The sequence below is a fragment of the Nocardioides dilutus genome, from assembly GCF_054779555.1.
On sequence record NZ_BAAGYA010000001.1, the window covers coordinates 1,048,707 to 1,067,332 of the forward strand.

Below are 18,626 nucleotides of genomic sequence, written 5' to 3' on the forward strand. Positions count from 1 at the left end.
CGCTGTCATGCGCGCAGTGGTGGTCGAGGGACCCGGTCAGGTGGCGGTGCACGAGGTCCCCGACCCGGAGCTGCCCGGCCCGGACGGCGCGGTCGTCGAGGTGGCCAGCGCCGCGATCTGCGGGTCCGACCTGCACTTCTACGACGGCGACCTGCCGTTCTTCCCGGTCGCGGTCGGGCACGAGGTCGTCGGCACGGTCGTCGAGGCGGGCCCCGACCTACGTCGTCACTCAGTGGGGGACCGGGTGCTCGTCGCCTCGGTCGCCGGCTGTGGCCGCTGCGCCGGGTGTGCCACGGGCGACCCGGTCACCTGCGTCCTGGGGCCCAAGGTCTTCGGCTCAGGGGAGCTCGGGGGCGGCCAGGCCGACCTGCTGGCCGTGCCCGCCGCCGACTTCCAGCTGCTCGCCGTGCCCGAAGGCGTCGATGACGAGGCCGCCCTGCTGCTCACCGACAACCTCGGCACCGGCTGGGCGGGCGCGGCCCGCGCCGACATCCCGCCCGGCGGGACGGTCGTGGTGCTGGGGCTGGGGGCGGTCGGTCTCTGCGCCGTGCGCGCGGCGCTGCTCCAGGGTGCCGGCCGGGTGCTGGCGGTCGACCCGGTCGCCGGGCGCCGCGAGCGGGCGGTGGCCTCGGGAGCGGTCGCGCTCGACGGCCCGACCGTCGAGGCCGCGCTGGAGGCCACCGGCGGCCTGGGCGCGGACGCCGTCATCGACGCCGTGGCGACCGACGGGTCGCTGGCCGACGCGTTCGCCGCGGTCCGGTCCGGCGGCACGGTCTCGGTCATCGGCGTGCACGACCTGGAGCCGTGGCCGCTGCCGGTGCTGATGGGCGTGTTCCGCAGCATCACCCTGCGGATGACGACCGCGCCCGTGCACCGCACCTGGCGCGACCTCGTGCCGCTGGTGCAGCACGGCCGCCTCGACACCTCGGGCATCTTCACCCACGTGCACGACCTCGACGACGCGGCGGCGGCGTACGCCCGGGTCGCCGAGCGGAGCGCGGACTGCGTGAAGGTGCGATTCGTCCTCTAGGGCGGCGGCGGTTGAGGTGCTCGCACCTCAACCAGCGTCCAGGAGAGCGCTCGCCGATGAGTCTTCGGCGGGAAGGTGGTCCGTCCTGCATGCCTCTCGTCACCGCGCACTTCACCATCTCGCTCGACGGCTACATGGCCGGGCCGGACCAGACCCTGGACGAACCCCTCGGCGTCGGCGGTGAGGACCTGCACCGCTGGATGTTCGACGAGGCCTCGCACCCGGCGGACGTCACGGTCAAGGAGCGCATCCTCGCGCCCCGGGGGGCCTACATCATGGGCCGCAACATGTTCGGTCCGGTGCGCGGCCCGTGGGAGGACGCAGTCGGCGGCGAGACCTGGCGCGGGTGGTGGGGCGACGATCCGCCCTACCACGCGCCGGTGTTCGTGCTCACCCACCATCCGCACGCCCCCATCGAGATGGAGGGTGGCACGACGTTCCACTTCGTCGCCGGCTTCGACGAGGCGCTGTCCCGGGCGGTCGACGCGGCCGGCGGCGAGACCGTCACCATCGCAGGGGGGCCAGTGCCGTCCGCCAGGGCCTGGAGGCCGGGGTGGTCGACGAGCTCCTGGTGTCGCACAGCCCTCGTGCGCTCGGCAGCGGGGAGTCCCCCTTCCGCGACCTGGCCGGACTGGACGCCGAGGTGGTCGAGGTCCTGTCGTCGCCGTTCGCGACCCACGTCGTCTACCGGGTCAGCAAGCCCTGAGCCTCACCGGCGGCGGCACCATCGTCCCGATCGCCAGCCCAGTTGACGCGTGTCAAGTTAGTGTCTAGCGTCCCCCGCATGCCACCCCAGTCGAGTGCGCCGCAGCGGCCGTCGACCGCAGTCATCGGGGCCGGGATCAGCGGGCTGACCGCCGGCAAGATGCTCGGCGACTACGGGGTGCCCTACACCTGCTTCGAGTCCTCCGACCGGATCGGCGGCAACTGGGCCTTCGGCAACCCCAACGGCCACAGCAGCGCCTATCGCTCGCTGCACATCGACACCTCCAAGCACCGGCTGTCCTTCAAGGACTTCCCGATGCCGGAGGACTACCCCGACTTTCCGCACCACACCCAGATCAAGGCCTACCTCGACGCCTACGCCGAGGCGTTCGACCTGCTCGACCCGATCGAGTTCGAGAACGGCGTCGCCCACGCGGAGCCCGACCCCGCCGGCGGCTGGGAGATCACGGACCAAGCCGGCGCCACGAGGCACTTCAACCTCCTCGTGGTCGCCAACGGCCACCACTGGGACCCGCGGATGGCCGAGTTCCCCGGCGAGTTCAGGGGCGACTCGATCCACTCCCATCACTACATCGACCCGCGCACCCCGCTCGACCTGTTCGGCAAGCGGATCCTGATCGTCGGCATCGGCAACAGCGCCGCGGACATCGCCGTCGAGCTGTCCAGCAAGGCCCTGCAGAACGACGTGACGCTCTCGACCCGGTCGAGCGCCTGGATCGTGCCGAAGTACATGTACGGGCTGCCCGCCGACAAGTACTTCGCCACCTCGCCACACATCCCGCTGGCCTGGCAGCGCAAGGTCGTCCAGAAGATGCAGTTCATGACCGGCTCCAACCCGGAGCTCTACGGGCTGCCCAAGCCCAACCACAAGTTCTTCGAGGCCCACCCGACCCAGTCCGTCGAGCTGCCGCTGCGACTCGGGTCGGGCGACGTCGTGCCGAAGCCCAACGTCACCCGGCTCGACGGCGAGACCGTCCACTTCGAGGACGGCACCAGCAGCGACTTCGACGTGATCGTCTACGCGACCGGCTACAACATCACGTTCCCCTTCTTCGACGAGACCTTCCTCAGTGCGCCGGACAACCAGATCCGGCTGTTCAAGCGGATGTTCAAGCCGGGCGTCGACGACCTGGTGTTCATGGGCTTCGCCCAGGCGGTCCCCACCCTGTTCCCGTTCGTCGAGGCGCAGGCCCGGCTGCTCGCGGCGTACGCCGTCGGCCGTTACCGGCTACCGACCCCGGCCGAGATGGAGGCCGCCATCGACGCCGACAACGAGAAATACATGGGCCACGTCCTCGACCGTCCGCGGCACACGCAACAGCTGGACTACTTCATCTACGAGCACGACCTGCGGGCCAAGGAGATCCCTGCGGGTCTCGCGCGGGCGGCGGCCCCATGAGCGAGGCACAGCTCGCCCGCGGAGACCGGCGGCGCACCGCCCTCCTGGAGGCGCTCGACCACCACCTGCGCCATCAGGACCCGGCGCAGGGGAGCCTCGACTCGATCAACATCGCCGACATCTCCCGGCGGGCCGGCGTCACCCGCTCGGCGTTCTACTTCTACTTCGACAACAAGGCGAGCGCGGTCGCGGCGCTGATGGAGGAGATGTACGACGAATCCCGCGACGCCGCCGCCCTCCTCCACGGCGACGGCACGCCCGTCGAGCGGGTGGGGGCGATGGTCCGCGCGCTGTTCGCCGCGTGGGAGCGGCACGAGCATCTCTACCGCGCGATGTACGACGCCCGCGCGACCAGCAGCACGGTTCGCGAGCTGTGGGACAACGACCGCGAGTCGTTCGTGCCCGTCGTCGCCGAGGTCATCGAGGCCGAGCGCGCGGCGGGTGCGGCGCCGGCCGGCATCGACGCCACCCACCTGGCCTCGGTCCTGCTCGAGCTCAACGACCGGATGCTGGAGCGGCTCGCCCTCGGCGGCCCCCTGGGCCGCGACGAGCTCGTCGACGCAGTCGTCGCCGTCTGGGTGCACACGATCTACGGGAGGCTGGAGTGATGGCCGCCTACGACGAGGTCGTGTTCGACTCCGGCGGGGTCGACCTGCACGGCTGGCACTTCACCGGCGCCGGCGACACCCTGGACGCCGGACGCGGCCGGCCGGTCGTGGTGATGGCCCACGGCCTCGGCGGCACCAAGGACTCCGGGCTCGCGCCGTTCGCCGAGGGGCTGGCCAAGGCCGGGCTGGACGTGCTCGCCTTCGACTACCGCGGCTTCGGTGCCAGCCATGGCGAGCCCCGCCAGCGGGTGAGCCTCGCCGGGCAGCTCGAGGACTACCGGGCCGCGATGGCCGCCGCCGGGACGCTCCCCGGCGTGGACCGTCGTCGCCTGGTGCTGTGGGGGGTGTCGCTGGCCGGCGGTCACGTGCTGGCGGCCGGCGCACACCGCGACGACGTGGCCGCGGTCGTCTCCCTGACCCCGCTGGTCGACGGCATGGCGGCGGCCCGGCTGGCGCTCAAGCACCACGCCCCGTCGAGCATCGCCAGGTCGACGGTGGCCGGCTTCCGCAGCCGGTTGGCGTCGGCCGCGGGCCGCGGTCCGGTGATGATGCCGGTCGTCGGGCGCCCCGGCGAGGTGGCCGCGCTGTCCCTGCCCGGCCACTACGAGTCCTACCTCGCGATCGCCGGGCCGACGTGGCGCAACGAGATCGACGCCTCGGTCGGCATGGAGCTGGGCGGACACCGCCCGGCCAAGGCGGCCAAGCACCTGCGCTGCCCGCTGCTCGTGCAGATCGCCGACTTCGACCGCAGCGCCCCTCCGCAGGCCTCGGCGAAGGCGGCCTTCAACGGTCGCGCCGAGGTGCGGCACTACCCGTGCGACCACTTCGACGTCTGGCCGGGCGCCGACTGGTTCGAGCCGGCGCTCGCCCACCAGGTGCGGTTCCTCGAGCGTCATCTCCGACCAGGGACGGATGCCGGGACCACCACCGGTCAGTAGCGTCGAAGCGTGGCCATTCTCGAGCAGGAGCCGACCGACACCAGGGCGCTGACCGCACAGCGCTTCGACCGGATGAGTCTGGACGGTGTCTCGAAGCTGCCGCCGGTCGACACCACAGGTCTCCCGCCCGGACCGCCGTGGCCGGCCCTGGTCCAGACGATCGCGCTGTTCCGCTTCCGCCACTGGTTCCACCCGTGGCTGCACAAGACCTACGGCTCGGCGTTCACCATCCGCATGCTGCCGGGCGGCCGGCCCTTCGTGCTCTTCACGCGGCCCGAGGACATCAAGGAGATCTTCGCCGGCGACCCCGAGATCTTCCATGCCGGCAAGGGCAACTCCGTCCTCGGCCCGGTGATGGGCGAGCACTCGCTGCTCCTCCAGGACGGTGCCGAGCACAAGCGAGCCCGCAAGCTGCTCATGCCCGCGTTCAACGGGCAGGCGCTGCGCTCCTACCAGGACCTCATCACCGACCTCGCCCGCGACGAGGTCGCCCACTGGCCTGAGAATCGCACCTTCGAGTCGCTGCAGCGGATGAACACCCTGACCCTCGAGGTGATCCTCCGCGTCGTCTTCGGTGTCACCGACGAGCAGCGGCTGGCGGCACTGCGTCCGTGCGTCAACGCCACGGTGGACGTCAACCCCGGTGTCTTCCTCATCGGCACCTACCGGTCCCTGCAGCGGCTGCCGGCCTACCAGCGGGTCTTGGCCAACCAGGAGGAGCTCGACCGCCTGATCTACACCGAGATCCGGGAACGCCGGGTGGCGACCGACCTGGACTCGCGCACCGACGTGCTGTCCCGGCTGATCCGCGAGGGCGCTGACTCGGTGGATCCGTCGGACCGGCTCAGCGACATGGAGCTCCGCGACCAGCTCGTGACCCTGCTGCTGGCCGGGCACGAGACCACGGCGACCGCGCTGTCCTGGGCGCTCTACGAGCTGGGCCGCAACCCCGTGCTCATGCGCCGGACCCAGGAAGCCGCGGACGCCGGCGGCTCTGGCAGCGACATCGACGGCGACGCGTGGCTCGACGCCGTGATGAAGGAGTCGATGCGGCTGCACCCGGTCATCCCCATCGTGCTGCGCACCCTGCAGAAGCCCGCCACGATCGCCGGCATCGACATCCCCGCGGGCACCACCGTCGGGCCGTCGATCGTGGTCGCCCACGGTGACGCGAACTACGAGCGGGCCGACGAGTTCGACCCGACCCGCTTCCTCGGCCAGAACCCGCCGACCAACACCTGGATCCCCTTCGGCGGCGGCGTACGCCGCTGCATCGGCGCCGGCTTCTCGCTGATGGAGGGCGCCGCCGTGCTGCGCGAGGTCTTCCGGGCGTGGTCGGTCGTCACCGAGCACGACGACAGCCCACGGGTCCGCAACATCACCTCGGTCCCGGACCTGGGCGCGCGGATCAAGGTCCTGCCCCGCTAATCGGCTCGCCGCGCGGGCGAGGGCTGAGCGCGTCGAGACACACCAAATGGCTGTCACTGGGGCCCGGGAGCAGCCACTTCGTGTGTCTCGACGCCCCCAGGGCGCCCCCAGGCCTACGACCGCAGCGCCCCCATGACAAGGCAGGCGAGGGCGCCGGTCGCGGTCAGGGTGCGGGCGACGTTGAGCTTGACCCACAGCCCCTCGAAATCGGCCCGCACGGCCGCGAGGTCGGTGATCTGCGAGACCGGCCCGGCGGCGTCCAGTGCGTTGTTGAGGGGGATGTTGCCGAACGCCGTGATGGCGACGGTGCCGAGGGCCAGCGCCGCTCCGGCGATCACCCAGGGCCGGGCGGACACGGAGCTCACGGCCACCGCCAGGCCCGCGAGTGCGGGCGCACCGAGGAAGCTGGCCAGGAACACCGGGTTCACGATCGCGGTGTTCATCTCCTGCATCGCGTGCACGAAGGTCCGGTCGTCGGTGCGGGCGAGGCCGGGCATCACTCCGGAGGCCCAGGTGTAGTAGGTGCCGGCCTGCAGCCCGGTGAGGGTCGCAGCGGTCAGGAGGGGGAGGTCAGCAGCGGTGGTCATGTGGACACTGAATCGTCGATCGGCTGGACGATCCATGGCTGATCAGGACAGAAACATGCGTAAGCGTCTAGGATCGGTGCGTGGACGGACTCGCCGGGCTGCTCGATGGTCCCCGCGCCCGGGGTGCCTTCCTCCTGCGCTGCCTTCTCGACGCGCCCTGGGCGATCCGGCTCGCAGACGAGGCGCCGCTGTCGGTGACCGCCGTCGTCCGCGGCCAGCTCTGGGTGCGCCCCGACGACGAGGAGGCACTGTGTCTCGACGCGGGCGACGTGGTCGTGTGGACCGGGGCCGACCACTGGACCATCGCCGATGGCCCCGACACACAACCGAGTGTGGTGATCGGCCCGGGACAGGTCTGCACGACCCTCGACGGCCGGAGCGTCGCGGAGGAGATGCACCAGGGCGTGCGCAGCTGGGGCAACAGCGCGGTGGGGGAGACGGTGCTGCTGACCGGGGTCTACCTGCTCGAGGGCGAGGTCAGCCGGCGGCTCCTCCACAGCCTGCCGCGCACGATCGTGTTCCGGGCGGGGGAGCTGGACACCCCGCTCGTCGAGCTGCTGGGGACCGAGGTGGTCCGGGACGACCCTGGGCAGGACGTGGTGCTCGACCGCCTGCTCGACCTGCTGCTGATCACGTTGCTGCGCTCGTGGTTCGACCGTCCGGACTCCGACCCACCCGCGTGGTACGCCGCCCAGGGGGACGCCGTCATCGGTCCGGCCCTGCGGCTGATGCAGCACCACCCCGACCACGCCTGGACGGTCGCGAAGCTCGCGAGCACCGCCGGCGTCTCGCGGGCGGCGTTCGCGCGCCGCTTCACCGAGCTGGTCGGTGAGCCGCCGATGGCGTTCCTCACTGACTGGCGGCTCTCGCTGGCGGCCGACCTGCTGCTCGAGCCCGACACCACGCTCGCGTCGGTGGCTCGCCGGGTGGGCTACGCGACGCCGTTCGCCCTCAGCGCCGCCTTCAAGCGAGAACGCGGCATCAGCCCGCGCGAGCACCGGCGGCGGACCGCCTGAGGGCAGTCGCTACGACGCCTGTCCGGGCTGCCGACCCAGCCAGGCGGCCCAGTCGATGCCGCGCAGCAGGACGCCGTCGCCCTCGGGCAGCATCGCGCCGGCCATGACGCTCGCCGGGCCGTCGGATGGGACGACCCGCACGTCCGAGCCGACGTATGCGGCGTAGCGCCCGACCAGGTCGACCAGCCGCTCCGGCTGCGGACCGGCCAGCTCGGCGTCGTGACCCATCGCCCCCGTGGCCTGGTCCAGGAGGACTCGGACGATCTCGGGGGTGTCGACGGGCTGGGTCGGGACGTCCATGACGCGGGTGATGTCGCCGTCGCGGTTCCACTCGAACATCTGCCGCGCGAAGTCGTGGAACTGGGTCGCCCGCAGCACCAGGGCTCCGTCGTGCGCCTCGCGGGCGGCACGCTCCTGCGCCAGCTTGGCGACGTAGTAGCCGTAGTCGGGGCTCTTGTGGATGCCGACGATCGAGAGGGTCACCGTGCGCGGGACCCCGGCCGAGCTCGCGGCCCTGCCGAGGTTGCGCGCGACGCCGGTGAAGAAGTCGAGGGTCTGCTGGTCGTCGAGGACGCCGCCTGTCGAAGTCACGTCGACCGCGGCGTCGGCCCCGGCCAGCGCGGCCTCGAGCTGCCCGGCCCGGGGTGCGAGCAGGTCGTAGCCGGTCTCGCGGGCGATCTCGACGACCTCGTGGCCCTCCTTGCGGGCGAGGGCGGTGAGCTGGGACCCGATCAGGCCGGTAGCGCCGGCGATGGCGATGCGCATGACACTCTCCTTCGATTCGCGGATAGATCCTATCCGCGAATAGTGAAGCATGAACGCGGACAAATGTCATCCGGGTATGCTCAGGACATGAAGCTGTCCGCGGGCGTGGAGTGGGCCATCCACTGCTGTGTGGTCCTCAGCCAGGCGGAGGGACCCGTGCCGGCGACCAGGCTCGCCGACTTCCACGGTGTCTCCCGCACCTACCTCGCTAAGCACCTCCAGCAGCTCTCGCGGGCCGGGCTGGTGAGCTCGACCGAGGGCCGGGTGGGCGGCTACGTCCTGACCCGGCCGGCAGAGGAGATCAGCGTCCTCGACGTGGTCCTGGCCATCGAGGGGCCCGAGTCGGCGTTCCGCTGCACGGAGATCCGGCAGAACGGGCCGCTCCCCGCCAGCAAGGAGCAGTGCCGCAAGCCGTGCGGGATCGCCCGGGCGATGTACGCCGCCGAGGACGCCTGGCGCGCCTCGCTGGCCGGCGTCAGCGTCGCCGACCTCGCGGCCGGCGTCGAGCGCGACACCGGCGCCAAGACGTTCGTCCGGCTGCGTGGCTGGCTGGCCGCGACCTAGGACTGGTCAGCGCACCCGGTCAGCGGTCGAACGCCGCCAGCACCTGCCGCTCGGTCAGCCCGTAGTCCTCCAGCGAGTAGGAGTGCTTCGGCGCCGCGTGGCCGGACTTCGCCTCGCGGTCGACCTCCTCGATCGCCGCCTGGACCTCGGGGGTCCAGTCGAGCCCGAACTGCTCGTAGATCCCGCGGGTGACGCCGATCGGGTCGTCGCGCAGGTCCTTGAAGGCGACGTCGGCGAACTGTGCCTGGTCGTACTTCGGGCGCGCGTCCCAGAACGCGTGGAACGACCGCGACCACAGGTCGAGCTGGGTGTGCCCGATGACGCCCCCGACGAAGGTCTCGGAGTGGCCGACCGTCGTCTCGGCCGACAGTGAGCACGAGGAGGCGATGCAGGTGACCGGTTCGCGGTGGGTGTAGACGACCAAGGCGTCCGGATAGACGGCCATCAGCGCGTCCAGTGCCGTCATGTGCGACGGGTTCTTCAGGATCCAGCGCTTGTCGGTGTCATTGAGTCCGACCAGCTGGAGGTTCTGCTTGTGCCGCGCGTAGGCGTCGGTCCAGTCCTGGCCCTGCAGCCACTGGCTGTAGCGCGGGACGTTGGCCAGCGACTCGTAGGAGTTGGACTTGCCGGTCTGGCGCAGCAGCCGCCAGCACTCCTCGACGGTGGTGGCGTCCATGTAGTGGATGCCCATGTAGTCCGGGCTCTCCACGTGGTGGGCCGTGAACGCCTGCTGCATGGCGTTGAAGATCGGGTCCTGCTCCCAGGTCTCGCGCGGCGGCCGCGGCTGCGGATACTGCGTCAGCCACATCTCCAGACCCTGGGTGGCGGGGTCGGCGTGCAGGTAGCGATGCAGCGCGGTCGTGCCGGTGCGGGGCAGGCCCATCAGGAACACCGGGCGCTCGATCGCCACGTCGCGGTGCTCGGGGTGCGCGGCGAACTGGGCCTGCGTGAGCAGCACACCGACCAGCGCGCTCTTGACCTCCGAGCGCTGGAAGTAGTTGCCGCGCGGGGTCAGGCCCGCATCGGGGGAGGCCAGGTCCTCGACCAGGACCCGCAGGCCCTCCTCGTGCGCGGTCCCCCCGAAGTCCGACATGCCGGTAGTGCGCACCGCCGCGGCCGCGATGTCCTCGTAGGACCCGACGTCCGGACGCTCGCGCGCCATGATGTTGTCGCTCATGGGCTAGCTGTGGAACTCGCCGCAGTCGACGGTGAGCATCTGGCCGGTGACCGCGGAGGCGAGGTCCGAGGCGAGGAAGAGGGTGGCCCGGGCGACCTCCTCCGACGACGCGAGGCGCTTGAGGTCGGTCGGGCCGGCCTTCTCGGCGTACACCTCCTCGTGCGTCTTGCTCTCGACCGCCGCGAGGAAGTCGAAGTAGCCGCGGTTGACGTCCTCGTAGATGTAGGACGGCGCGACGCTGTTGACCCGGATGCCGCGCGGGCCGAGCTCGGTCGCCAGCGACGACGCCAGGTGCTCCAGCGCCCCCTTGGACAGCTTGTAGCCGGCGTACTCCGGCTGCGAGCTGAAGGAGACGCAGGAGTTGAGCATGATGATCGAGCCCTTGCTCTCCGACAGCGCGTCGGCGAACAGCGCCGCGAGCCGCAGCGGCCCGAAGACGTTGGTCTCGTTGACCTTGGCCAGCTTGGCCGGGTCGATCTGCGTGATCGGGTCCATCGGCGGGATCGCGAAGGCGTTGTTGATCACGCAGTCGACCCGCCCGAACGCCTCCAGCGCCTGGTCGCGCAGGTTGACGCGGGACTCCTCGTCCCGCACGTCGGTGACGACCGGCACGACCTTCACGCCGTACGGCGCCAGGTCGGCCTGGAGCTCGAGCAGCCGGTCCTCGGTGCGGCTGGCGATCACCAGGTCGGCGCCCATCTTCGCCGCCTCGAAGGCCAGCGACCGGCCCAGCCCAGGGCCGATGCCGGAGATGACGACGACCTTGCCCTGCAGCAGCGGCACCGGCTGGTATCGCTCTTCGATGGAGGTGTCGTGGGCCTCGGCGTAGCCGAGGGTCTGCTCGCTCAACCCATGCTCCTGTTCAACTCAGCATCCTTCGGGCAACGGAGCGCTGCCGGGCGGCGATCCGCGCGGCGTACTCCTCGGTGGTGATGGGGGTGAAGTGCGGCAGCAACGACGGGACGTCGGCGAGCTTGACCTTCTCGACGGTCGGGCCGTCCTCGGGTCCGAGGTCTCGCTCGAGCCGTTGCCAGCGCAGCATCATCGAACCGGTCCGGTGGCCGGTGCACTCCAGCCAGTTCGCGATCGCCTGCCCCTCTCCTGCAGGCGAGCGCTCCGAGACCACGAACCTCATGACCCCGTCGGGGTCGGTGTCGGCCTGGGCCTTGGTGAGCGAGGTCTGGTGGGTCTCGTAGTCGGTGGAGACGTACCAGTCGGAGCCGATCTGGGCGCCCTGGTAGCTGCAGTCCGTGCACTCCGGGACGCTGATGACCAGCGCCTCGTCGTCCTCGAGCTCGTAGTGGCCGATGCTGGACCGCTGCGACTCCAGGCCGCCGGGCGTCGACTTCGGCGCGGTCAGGGTGTTGACCGGCTCCTTGCGCTCGAAGAACTGCGGGAAGGCGAACCAGGTGTGGATCGAACCGACCAGCGACCGCGCGGCGACGTCGTACTTCTTGCGTAGGGTCCGCTCGGACAGCGGCTGGGCCGGCTTGTCGATGGTGTCCGGGCGCTCGATCGTGATGAGGCCGCGCTCCTCGGTGTCCCAGTCGTTGAAGACCTCGCGGACGATCATCGACTTGGCACCGGGCTCGGCGGTATAGCGGAACTCGAACGAGCCGTCGTCCTTGATGTCCAGGCCGCGGTCGTCGAAGGCCATCAGCGAGGTTGCCGCCGAGTCGGCGGTGTAGGCGCCGCCCATGACCTGGAACGAGAGGTCGGCGCTGGTCCCGCGCCGGCCGCGGATGACGTACTCGACCCCCTCGCGCAGGAACGCGTTGAAGTAGATCGCGTCCGGGTTGTCCAGTCCCTGCCTCGAGAACTGGTGGGTCGGGTTGACGAACAGCGGCCGGTCGAGGTCGTAGTCGAAGGCCATCTGCATGGCCATCCGGATCCGCCCGGACAGGTAGTCGTAGCCCTCGAGCAGGTCCTGTTCGGTCCGGATGAACGGCGCGTTGGCGATCAGCTGCTCGGCCTCTGCGATCGCCGCCTGGAGCGGGGCCGTCAGGTCGAGGGACGCCCTCACGCGGTGACCTTGTGGATGATCGACTCGGCGTACTGCTCGAGGTTCTTGATCTTCGTCTCCAGCGGCTCGGTGTCAGGGCCCTTGATGTAGGGCACCCGGAAACCGACGATGCAGTCGGTCACGCCCTTGTCCTCCAGGCGCTTGACCCCGTCGACGGTGTAGGCGTCGTAGGAGATGACGTGCACCTCGAAGTCGTCACGGGTGTCGCCCTCTTCCTTGCGGATCTCGGCGAGCCGCACGAGCAAGCGGTCGAGCTCCTCGCCGTCGCCGCCGGCGTGCATCCAGCCGTCGCCCTTGAGCACGGCGCGGCGCAGCGCGGCGTCGGCGTGGCCCCCGACGAGCAGCGGGATCGGCTTGGTGGGCGCCGGGCACTGCTTGAGCTCGTCGATCTCGTAGAACTCACCGTGGTAGCCGAAGAACTCGCCAGTCGTCAGGCCGCGGAGGATGTCCATGCACTCGTCCATGCGCTTGCCGCGCCTGGCCCAGTCGACCTGGAGGTTCGCGAAGTCCTCGGGCCAGGGGGAGATGCCGACGCCCAGGCCGAGGCGGTTGTCGGAGAGGAACGCCAGCGACGACGCCTGCTTGGCGACCAGCACCGGCGGCCGCACGGGCAGCTTGAGCACGAACGGCGTCAGGCGCAGCGTCGTGGTCACCGCGAAGAGGTGTGCGCAGAGCACCATCGTCTCGATGAACTCCTTGCCCTCGAGGAACTCGCGGTCCCCGGTGTCGGTGTAGGGGTACTTCGAGTCCGACTCCTTGGGGTAGATCAGGGAGTCGGCGACGGTCATCGACGTGTAACCGGCGGCCTCCGCGGCCTGGGCCAGCGGGGCGTAGTACTTCGCCTGGGTCATCGCTTCGGCGTATGAGAACCTCACTGGACAAAGCCTTTCCGGTTATCGAGCAGCGAGCGCAGCGAGCGTGTCGAGATACTAGAACGTGTTCCAGTTTTCTGCCAGAGTGCGCACGTGGACCTGCAGGAGATCAGTGACCGGATAGAGATCACCGACGTGCTGACCCGCTACACCCGGGCCATCGACACCGGTGACTGGGACAAGCTCGACACCGTCTTCACCCAGGACGCCGAGATCGACTACACCGAGTCGGAGGGGATCGCGGCGCCCTACCCGCAGGTCAAGCCCTGGCTGGCCGAGGTGCTGCCGGCGTTCTTCCCGAAGCGGATGCACACGCTGGGCCAGATCGATGTCGACCTGCACTACTCCGAACATGGCGACGAGGCCGACGTGACGGCCTACTTCCACAACCCGATGCCCATGGACGACGGCAACGGCGGCACCAAGATCGTCGAGATCGGCGGCTACTACCACCACACGATGATCCGGACCCCGGACGGCTGGCGGAGCCGCAAGCTCCACGAAGAGGTCGTTTGGAAGCACAACATCTGATGGGCCTGCCGGACGAGCGCCCCGACGGCCTCGACTCGCCGGTCACAGTCAAGGTCATCAAGTACATGGCCAAGGCCCAGGTCGCGGCGTTCAAGGCCACGAACGGCCGGGTCGGCTCGAAGTGGCGGATCGGGGCCGGCTGGAAGAAGCCGGTGCCGACGCTCCTGCTCGAGCATGTCGGACGGAGATCGGGCCGGACCTTCGAGACGCCACTGCTTTACCTGGAAGATGGCCGGGACCTCGTGGTCGTGGCCTCGCAGGGCGGGCTGCCGAAGAACCCGCAGTGGTACGCCAACCTGGCCGCGCACCCGGACACCAGGGTCAGCCTCAGGGGCGAGAAGCACCGCCCGGTCCGGGCCCGCACGGCCACGCCCGACGAGCGGGAGGCCCTGTGGCCACGGTTGGTCGACCTCTACGCCGACTTCAGGAAGTACGAGCAGTGGACCGAGCGGACCATTCCGGTCGTCGTCCTCGAGCCGCGCTAGTCGTAGGGATCGTGCGGGTCAGGGCTTGCGCGGCAGCTCGCCGACGTTGGTGAACAGCTGGCCGTACATCGTCGCCACCACCATGTCGTCGGTGCAGCGCTGGGTCCAGCCCTGTTGCGCCGCCTCCCAGTCGGCCGCACCGAACCCGAGCGCTGTGGTGACTCGCTCGACCAGCGCGCGGTCCTCGTTGGCCCAGCCGATCGCCTTGGCGGCGACGGCGTACGCCGCGAGCGAGATGCCGTTGATGGGCGCCACCGACGGGTGGTTCGGGTCAAGGCCGGTCTCCGGGAAGACGGTCTCGGCCACCTTGGCCTGGGTCCGCTGGATCGCCTCCATGTCCTCAGCGGACGGAGTGGTGCCGCCGGCAGGTAGCGGGTGCGCTGTGGCCGAGGCCTCGATCGCGGCGATGTCGTCGGCGCTGAAGCCAAGGCCGCGCCCGGCCAGCTCGGTCTTGTAGGACGCGACCCACTGCGGAGCCTGCGCCATGATCGCCTGCATCGCACGGGCCATGGCCATCGGGTCTTGTGGCATGGCCCGCAAACTAGTGGTCACCACCGGACGTCCGCCGTGTGTCCCGCACCCCGGGCACGCACCTCGCGGCGTTGCCGTCGCTCGCTGGACGGCCAAGTACGGCTTCGCTCCGGCGCCTTGCGATGCACGCACCCGAGGCACGGGCCACCCCCGACGGACTTCCGGTGGTGACCACTAACGGGGTCACGCCTTGAGGGGGAGGTCGCCCACCTGGGAGAACAGCTGGCCGTACATCGTGGCGATCACCACGTCGTCCTCGATCCGTGCGGTCCAGCCCGCCATGGCCGCCTTCCAGTCCTCAGGCGTGTGCCCGAGGGCGGTCATGGTCCGGGCGACCAGCGCCGGGTCCTCCGAGGCCCAGCCCAGCGCGCTGGCCGCGGTGGCGTAGGCCGCGAACGACAGCCCGGCGATCGGCGTGAGACGGGGGTCGTCCTCGTCGAGTCCTCCCGGTGGATAGCGGCGGAGCACCGCGGCCAGCCCGACGACGAGCATGCGGAGCCGGAGGCCGAGTGAGATGTCGTCCGCGTCCGGGCCGGGGGTGGCCGCCTTCGCTGTCTGCAGCGCGGTGACGTCGTCGGCGGTGAACCCCAGGCCGCGGGCCACCACGTCGGCCTTGTAGGCCTCGACCCACCTCAGGGCCTGGGCGCGGAGTGCGAGCAGGGCACGCTGCTTGCCCAGGGGGCCCTGGATCGGGCTGTGCATGGAGGCATTGTGCCGCTGTCGCGGCCCAGGCGTCTGACCGTATCGACGGCGTATTGGTGGGGTAGGGGATCCTGTTTCAGAATGCTCCCGTCGTAGGACCGGGACCGAGCGGAGGTGTGTGCCATGGCAGGTCGTCCCCAGGACGCCGAGGGTCACCCCGTGGTCGCCGGGCTGCTCGCCCTGCTCGGGGTCGGGCTGGCGGTCGGGCTGCTGGTCAGCGGAGCTGCGCTCGCGGGCACCTCGGTGCTCGGCCTGGGCGAGAGCGATGGCGGCGGTCAGGCGTCCGCCGACCAGACGATCAACGTGCCCAAGCCCGTCCCCACGGAGGAGCAGACCGGGCCTCTCGTCACGCTGGAACCCAAGCCGTCGAGCGAGGGCGGCGGCGAGTCCGAGGAGGCGCCCGAGCCCGAGGATGCGATCTCGTTGTCCGCCGCGGTCACCGAGGTCCGCCCCGGAGAGCCGATCGACCTCTCCGGCGTCTATCCGGGAGGCGAAGGGGCGACGCTGGTCGTGCAGCGCCTCGAGGGCGAGGAGTGGGTCGACTTCGCCGGCGGCGACGTGACCGCCTCGGTGAGCAACGAGACGTTCTCGACCTACGTGATCACCGAGCGCACCGGGCTCAACACCTGGCGGGTCCGCGACAGCAAGACCGACGAGGTCAGCAACGAGGTTCGAGTCCAGGTCGGCTGAGCGCTCAGCGTCCAGCGGCGCTAGCGCACCGGCACCCACTGCTCCAGGGCCGCGGCCAGGGCGGCGCGGCTCATGGGCTTGGGCAGGTAGTCGTCCATCCCGGCCGCCAGGCAGCGCTCCCGGTCGCCATCGGTGACGCCCGCGGTGAGGGCGATGACCGGGGTACGCCGGCCGTCCTGCTCGCGCCGCCGGATCTCCGCGGTCGCCTCGAAGCCGTCCATGTCCGGCATCCGCACGTCCATGAGGACGGCGTCGTAGGACCGGCGTTCCATGGCTGCGAGTGCCTCGGGACCGCTGTCGACCACGTCGGCGTCGAAGCCGAGGTTGCGCAGGATCCCGGCGGCGACGATCTGGTTGACCTCGCCGTCGTCGACGACGAGCACCACGCCGCGCGCCGACGGCTCGACCTCGACCTCCGGGGCTGGCGCGTCCTGCACACCCACGACGCCGGCGAGGGTGTTGCGCAGCCGGGACATCAGCACCGGTTTGGTCAGCACGCAGGCGACCCCGGCCGCGTCGGCCTCGTTGTGGCCGACGTCAGGGCCGGACGTCATCAGGACCAGCGGCGTCCCCGCGGTCGCCTGGTCGGCCTTGATGCGTCGGGCGAGCTCGAGCCCGTCCATCTCGGGCATGCAGAGGTCGAGCAGTCCGAGGTGGTAGGGCACCTGGGCGCGGGCAGCCTCACGCATGGCGACGAGAGCTGCGGCCGCGCTGTCGACGGTGTCGACGGACATCCCCCAGGCCTGCAGCTGGTCGTGGAGGATCATCCGGTTGGTGTCGTTGTCGTCGATGACCAGCGTGCGGAGCCCGGCGAGGTCGGCCGCGGGGCGCGGCGCGGGTTCGACCGGTTGCTCGGCCAGGCCGAGCGGCACCGTGAACCAGAAGGTGCTGCCCCTGCCGAGCTCGCTGTCCACCCCGAGGCTGCCACCCATGGCGTTGACCAGCTGCTGGCAGATGGCGAGGCCCAGGCCGCTGCCGCCGAAGCGGCGGGTGATCGAGGAGTCCGCCTGGGAGAACGCGTCGAACATCCGGGGCACGTCGTCGGCCGCGATGCCGATCCCGGTGTCCACGACCTCGAACCGGATCACGACATCGTGTTCGCTGCGTTCGACGAGGTGGGCCCGGACGAGCACCTCGCCGGAGGAGGTGAACTTCACCGCGTTGCCCGCCAGGTTGATCAGGACCTGCCGGATCCGCCCGGGGTCCCCGCGCAGCGCGAGCGGAAGCTCCGGTGACCAGTAGGCCAGCAGCTCGAGCTCCTTCGCCCGGGCCGGCTCGGCCACGACCTCGGCCACGCCCTCGAGGAGCTCCACCGGGTCGAAGTCGAGCTGCTCGAGCTCGAGTCGCCCCGCCTCGATCTTCGAGAAGTCCAAGACGTCGTTGATGACGCCGAGCAGGGCGTGCCCTGAGGTGCGGACCCCCTCGGCGTACTGCCGCTGCCGTTCGTCGAGGTCGGTGGAGAGCAGGAGGTGGGTGAGTCCGATGACGCCGTTCATGGGGGTGCGGATCTCGTGGCTCATCGTGGCGAGGAACGCCGACTTGGCGCGCGAGGCGTCCAGCGCCGCGTCCCGGGCCAGGGCCAGCTCATCGCGGATCCGGGCCTCGGTCGTCAGGAACCTCGCCATCCGGGCGACCACGATGGCCAGGACCAGCACCATGGCGACCAGTCCGTCGGCCGCGTGGACCTCCCGGTCACGCACGGAGGAGACGGCGAACAGCACGGGCGGGACCAGGAGCGGGCCCGTGGCGAGGGCGAGCCTGGGGACGATCGCTCCAGGAGTCACCCGCCCCGCGTCCGTGGCCTCCTCGGGCGCGGGAACCCGCCAGGTCGACGCCGCCATCAGCAGGGAGCCGACCATCCAGCCCACGTCGAGCAGAGCCGAAAACAGGTCCGAGGTGTCGAGGAACAGGTAGCCGAGGTCGGAGGCCAGCCAGCAGCCCACCCCGAGCGCGAATCGGAAGCCCAGCGCCTCCCGGTGACGGCGCACGGAGAGGACGCGCAGCACCAGCGCCAGCAGGACGGCGTCGAGGATCGGGTAGGCCGCCAGGACGACCCGGGTCGGGACGGCCGTCGAGCCGTCGTCGACGATGTCGCGGACGGCGACGCTCCACAGCACCATCACGCTCACCAGCACGACCGTGACCGCGTCGAGGCCTGCGTCGACGTCGAGGCGCTCGCGCGAGCCGCTGAGGCTGCTTCGCATCGCGATCACCAGCAGCGCGGCACCCAGTCCGAGGTAGCCGGCGACGTAGGGCACGTCGGCGACCGACACGTCCGGCTCGCCGCCGGACCACCAGATGGCCATCCAGACGAAGTCACCCAGTGCCGTCGCCGCGACGCCGGCCGTGATCAGACCGGGTATGAGCCGCCGCCCTCTCGGAGTGCGCCACGTCCCCAGCAAGCCGAGCACGGTCGCCGAAGCCACGACGAGCAGGTAGGCGACATCGGTCAGACGTCCGTAGGGCAGGAGGACGTAGGCGGCGACACTGACAGCGACAGCCCCGAGCAGGACCGCCGTCCCCGGCCTGTGGGGCGCTCTCATCACGGGACCTC

20 protein-coding genes are annotated in these 18,626 nt (G+C 70.7%); 11 read left to right on the plus strand and 9 right to left on the minus strand.

Annotated features, from left to right (window positions below; all coding sequences use genetic code 11):
- Positions 1–7 precede the first annotated feature (7 nt).
- The 6 genes from ACYVC6_RS05135 (at position 8) to ACYVC6_RS05160 (ending at position 6,129) form a co-directional block, all read left to right on the plus strand.
- Positions 8–1,030, plus strand: a complete 1,023-nt coding sequence (locus ACYVC6_RS05135; protein WP_460711640.1) for an alcohol dehydrogenase catalytic domain-containing protein — start codon at positions 8–10, stop codon at positions 1,028–1,030.
- 89 nt (positions 1,031–1,119) lie between these two features.
- A complete protein-coding gene (locus ACYVC6_RS05140) occupies positions 1,120–1,782 on the plus strand; it encodes a dihydrofolate reductase family protein (RefSeq protein WP_460711642.1) in 663 nt (220 codons plus the stop codon).
- 32 nt (positions 1,783–1,814) lie between these two features.
- Complete coding sequence (locus ACYVC6_RS05145; RefSeq protein WP_460711644.1) at positions 1,815–3,155, plus strand: flavin-containing monooxygenase; 1,341 nt, start codon at positions 1,815–1,817, stop codon at positions 3,153–3,155.
- A complete protein-coding gene (locus ACYVC6_RS05150) occupies positions 3,152–3,763 on the plus strand; it encodes a TetR/AcrR family transcriptional regulator (RefSeq protein ID WP_460711646.1) in 612 nt (203 codons plus the stop codon). Before ACYVC6_RS05145 ends, ACYVC6_RS05150 begins: the two co-directional genes overlap by 4 nt.
- Positions 3,763–4,701, plus strand: coding sequence for an alpha/beta hydrolase (locus ACYVC6_RS05155; RefSeq protein ID WP_460711648.1), 939 nt, complete (start codon positions 3,763–3,765; stop codon positions 4,699–4,701). The genes ACYVC6_RS05150 and ACYVC6_RS05155 overlap by 1 nt, the downstream gene beginning before the upstream one ends.
- A 9-nt stretch (positions 4,702–4,710) precedes the next feature.
- Positions 4,711–6,129 carry a cytochrome P450 gene (locus ACYVC6_RS05160; RefSeq protein WP_460711650.1) on the plus strand — a complete coding sequence of 473 codons (1,419 nt, stop codon included), beginning with the start codon at positions 4,711–4,713 and terminating at the stop codon, positions 6,127–6,129.
- Between the two features lie 113 nt (positions 6,130–6,242).
- Here the strand turns inward: ACYVC6_RS05160 and ACYVC6_RS05165 are convergent, their stop codons facing one another.
- Positions 6,243–6,716 carry an anthrone oxygenase family protein gene (locus ACYVC6_RS05165; RefSeq protein WP_460711652.1) on the minus strand — a complete coding sequence of 158 codons (474 nt, stop codon included), beginning with the start codon at positions 6,714–6,716 and terminating at the stop codon, positions 6,243–6,245.
- An 80-nt stretch (positions 6,717–6,796) separates the two neighbouring features.
- On the opposite strand from ACYVC6_RS05165, the gene ACYVC6_RS05170 reads away from it, so the two are divergent.
- The gene (locus ACYVC6_RS05170; RefSeq protein WP_460711654.1) at positions 6,797–7,732 is read left to right on the plus strand and encodes an AraC family transcriptional regulator; all 936 of its coding nucleotides are present in this window, start codon (positions 6,797–6,799) and stop codon (positions 7,730–7,732) included.
- 9 nt (positions 7,733–7,741) lie between these two features.
- Here the strand turns inward: ACYVC6_RS05170 and ACYVC6_RS05175 are convergent, their stop codons facing one another.
- Positions 7,742–8,497, minus strand: a complete 756-nt coding sequence (locus ACYVC6_RS05175; protein WP_460711656.1) for an SDR family oxidoreductase — start codon at positions 8,495–8,497, stop codon at positions 7,742–7,744.
- An 87-nt stretch (positions 8,498–8,584) separates the two neighbouring features.
- Here ACYVC6_RS05175 and ACYVC6_RS05180 point away from each other — a divergent pair, with 87 nt between their 5' ends.
- The gene (locus tag ACYVC6_RS05180) at positions 8,585–9,061 is read left to right on the plus strand and encodes an RrF2 family transcriptional regulator (RefSeq protein WP_460711658.1); all 477 of its coding nucleotides are present in this window, start codon (positions 8,585–8,587) and stop codon (positions 9,059–9,061) included.
- 19 nt (positions 9,062–9,080) lie between these two features.
- Here the strand turns inward: ACYVC6_RS05180 and ACYVC6_RS05185 are convergent, their stop codons facing one another.
- Genes ACYVC6_RS05185 through ACYVC6_RS05200 form a run of 4 tightly spaced genes read right to left on the minus strand, consistent with a single transcriptional unit; the run spans position 9,081 to position 13,136 of the window.
- A complete protein-coding gene (locus ACYVC6_RS05185; RefSeq protein ID WP_460711660.1) occupies positions 9,081–10,238 on the minus strand; it encodes a sulfotransferase family protein in 1,158 nt (385 codons plus the stop codon).
- 3 nt (positions 10,239–10,241) lie between these two features.
- The gene (locus tag ACYVC6_RS05190) at positions 10,242–11,087 is read right to left on the minus strand and encodes an SDR family oxidoreductase (RefSeq protein ID WP_460711662.1); all 846 of its coding nucleotides are present in this window, start codon (positions 11,085–11,087) and stop codon (positions 10,242–10,244) included.
- 13 nt (positions 11,088–11,100) lie between these two features.
- Positions 11,101–12,261 carry a hypothetical protein gene (locus tag ACYVC6_RS05195; RefSeq protein ID WP_460711664.1) on the minus strand — a complete coding sequence of 387 codons (1,161 nt, stop codon included), beginning with the start codon at positions 12,259–12,261 and terminating at the stop codon, positions 11,101–11,103.
- A complete protein-coding gene (locus tag ACYVC6_RS05200) occupies positions 12,258–13,136 on the minus strand; it encodes a TIGR03619 family F420-dependent LLM class oxidoreductase (protein ID WP_460711666.1) in 879 nt (292 codons plus the stop codon). The genes ACYVC6_RS05195 and ACYVC6_RS05200 overlap by 4 nt, the downstream gene beginning before the upstream one ends.
- 90 nt (positions 13,137–13,226) lie before the next feature.
- Between ACYVC6_RS05200 and ACYVC6_RS05205 the strand changes: the two genes are divergently transcribed.
- Both ACYVC6_RS05205 and ACYVC6_RS05210 read left to right on the plus strand, forming a co-directional pair.
- A complete protein-coding gene (locus ACYVC6_RS05205) occupies positions 13,227–13,664 on the plus strand; it encodes a nuclear transport factor 2 family protein (RefSeq protein WP_460711668.1) in 438 nt (145 codons plus the stop codon).
- The gene (locus ACYVC6_RS05210; protein WP_460711670.1) at positions 13,664–14,149 is read left to right on the plus strand and encodes a nitroreductase family deazaflavin-dependent oxidoreductase; all 486 of its coding nucleotides are present in this window, start codon (positions 13,664–13,666) and stop codon (positions 14,147–14,149) included. The genes ACYVC6_RS05205 and ACYVC6_RS05210 overlap by 1 nt, the downstream gene beginning before the upstream one ends.
- 18 nt (positions 14,150–14,167) lie before the next feature.
- Here the strand turns inward: ACYVC6_RS05210 and ACYVC6_RS05215 are convergent, their stop codons facing one another.
- Positions 14,168–14,680: a hypothetical protein gene (locus ACYVC6_RS05215; RefSeq protein WP_460711672.1), complete on the minus strand. Its 513-nt coding sequence runs from the start codon at positions 14,678–14,680 to the stop codon at positions 14,168–14,170.
- 183 nt (positions 14,681–14,863) lie between these two features.
- A complete protein-coding gene (locus tag ACYVC6_RS05220) occupies positions 14,864–15,382 on the minus strand; it encodes a hypothetical protein (protein ID WP_460711674.1) in 519 nt (172 codons plus the stop codon).
- 123 nt (positions 15,383–15,505) lie between these two features.
- Between ACYVC6_RS05220 and ACYVC6_RS05225 the strand changes: the two genes are divergently transcribed.
- Positions 15,506–16,072 carry a hypothetical protein gene (locus tag ACYVC6_RS05225; RefSeq protein WP_460711676.1) on the plus strand — a complete coding sequence of 189 codons (567 nt, stop codon included), beginning with the start codon at positions 15,506–15,508 and terminating at the stop codon, positions 16,070–16,072.
- A 20-nt stretch (positions 16,073–16,092) separates the two neighbouring features.
- On the opposite strand, the gene ACYVC6_RS05230 is transcribed toward ACYVC6_RS05225, so the two are convergent.
- Positions 16,093–18,615 (minus strand): hybrid sensor histidine kinase/response regulator, encoded by a 2,523-nt coding sequence (locus ACYVC6_RS05230; RefSeq protein WP_460711678.1) that lies wholly within the window; start codon positions 18,613–18,615, stop codon positions 16,093–16,095.
- Positions 18,616–18,626: the final 11 nt, after the last annotated feature.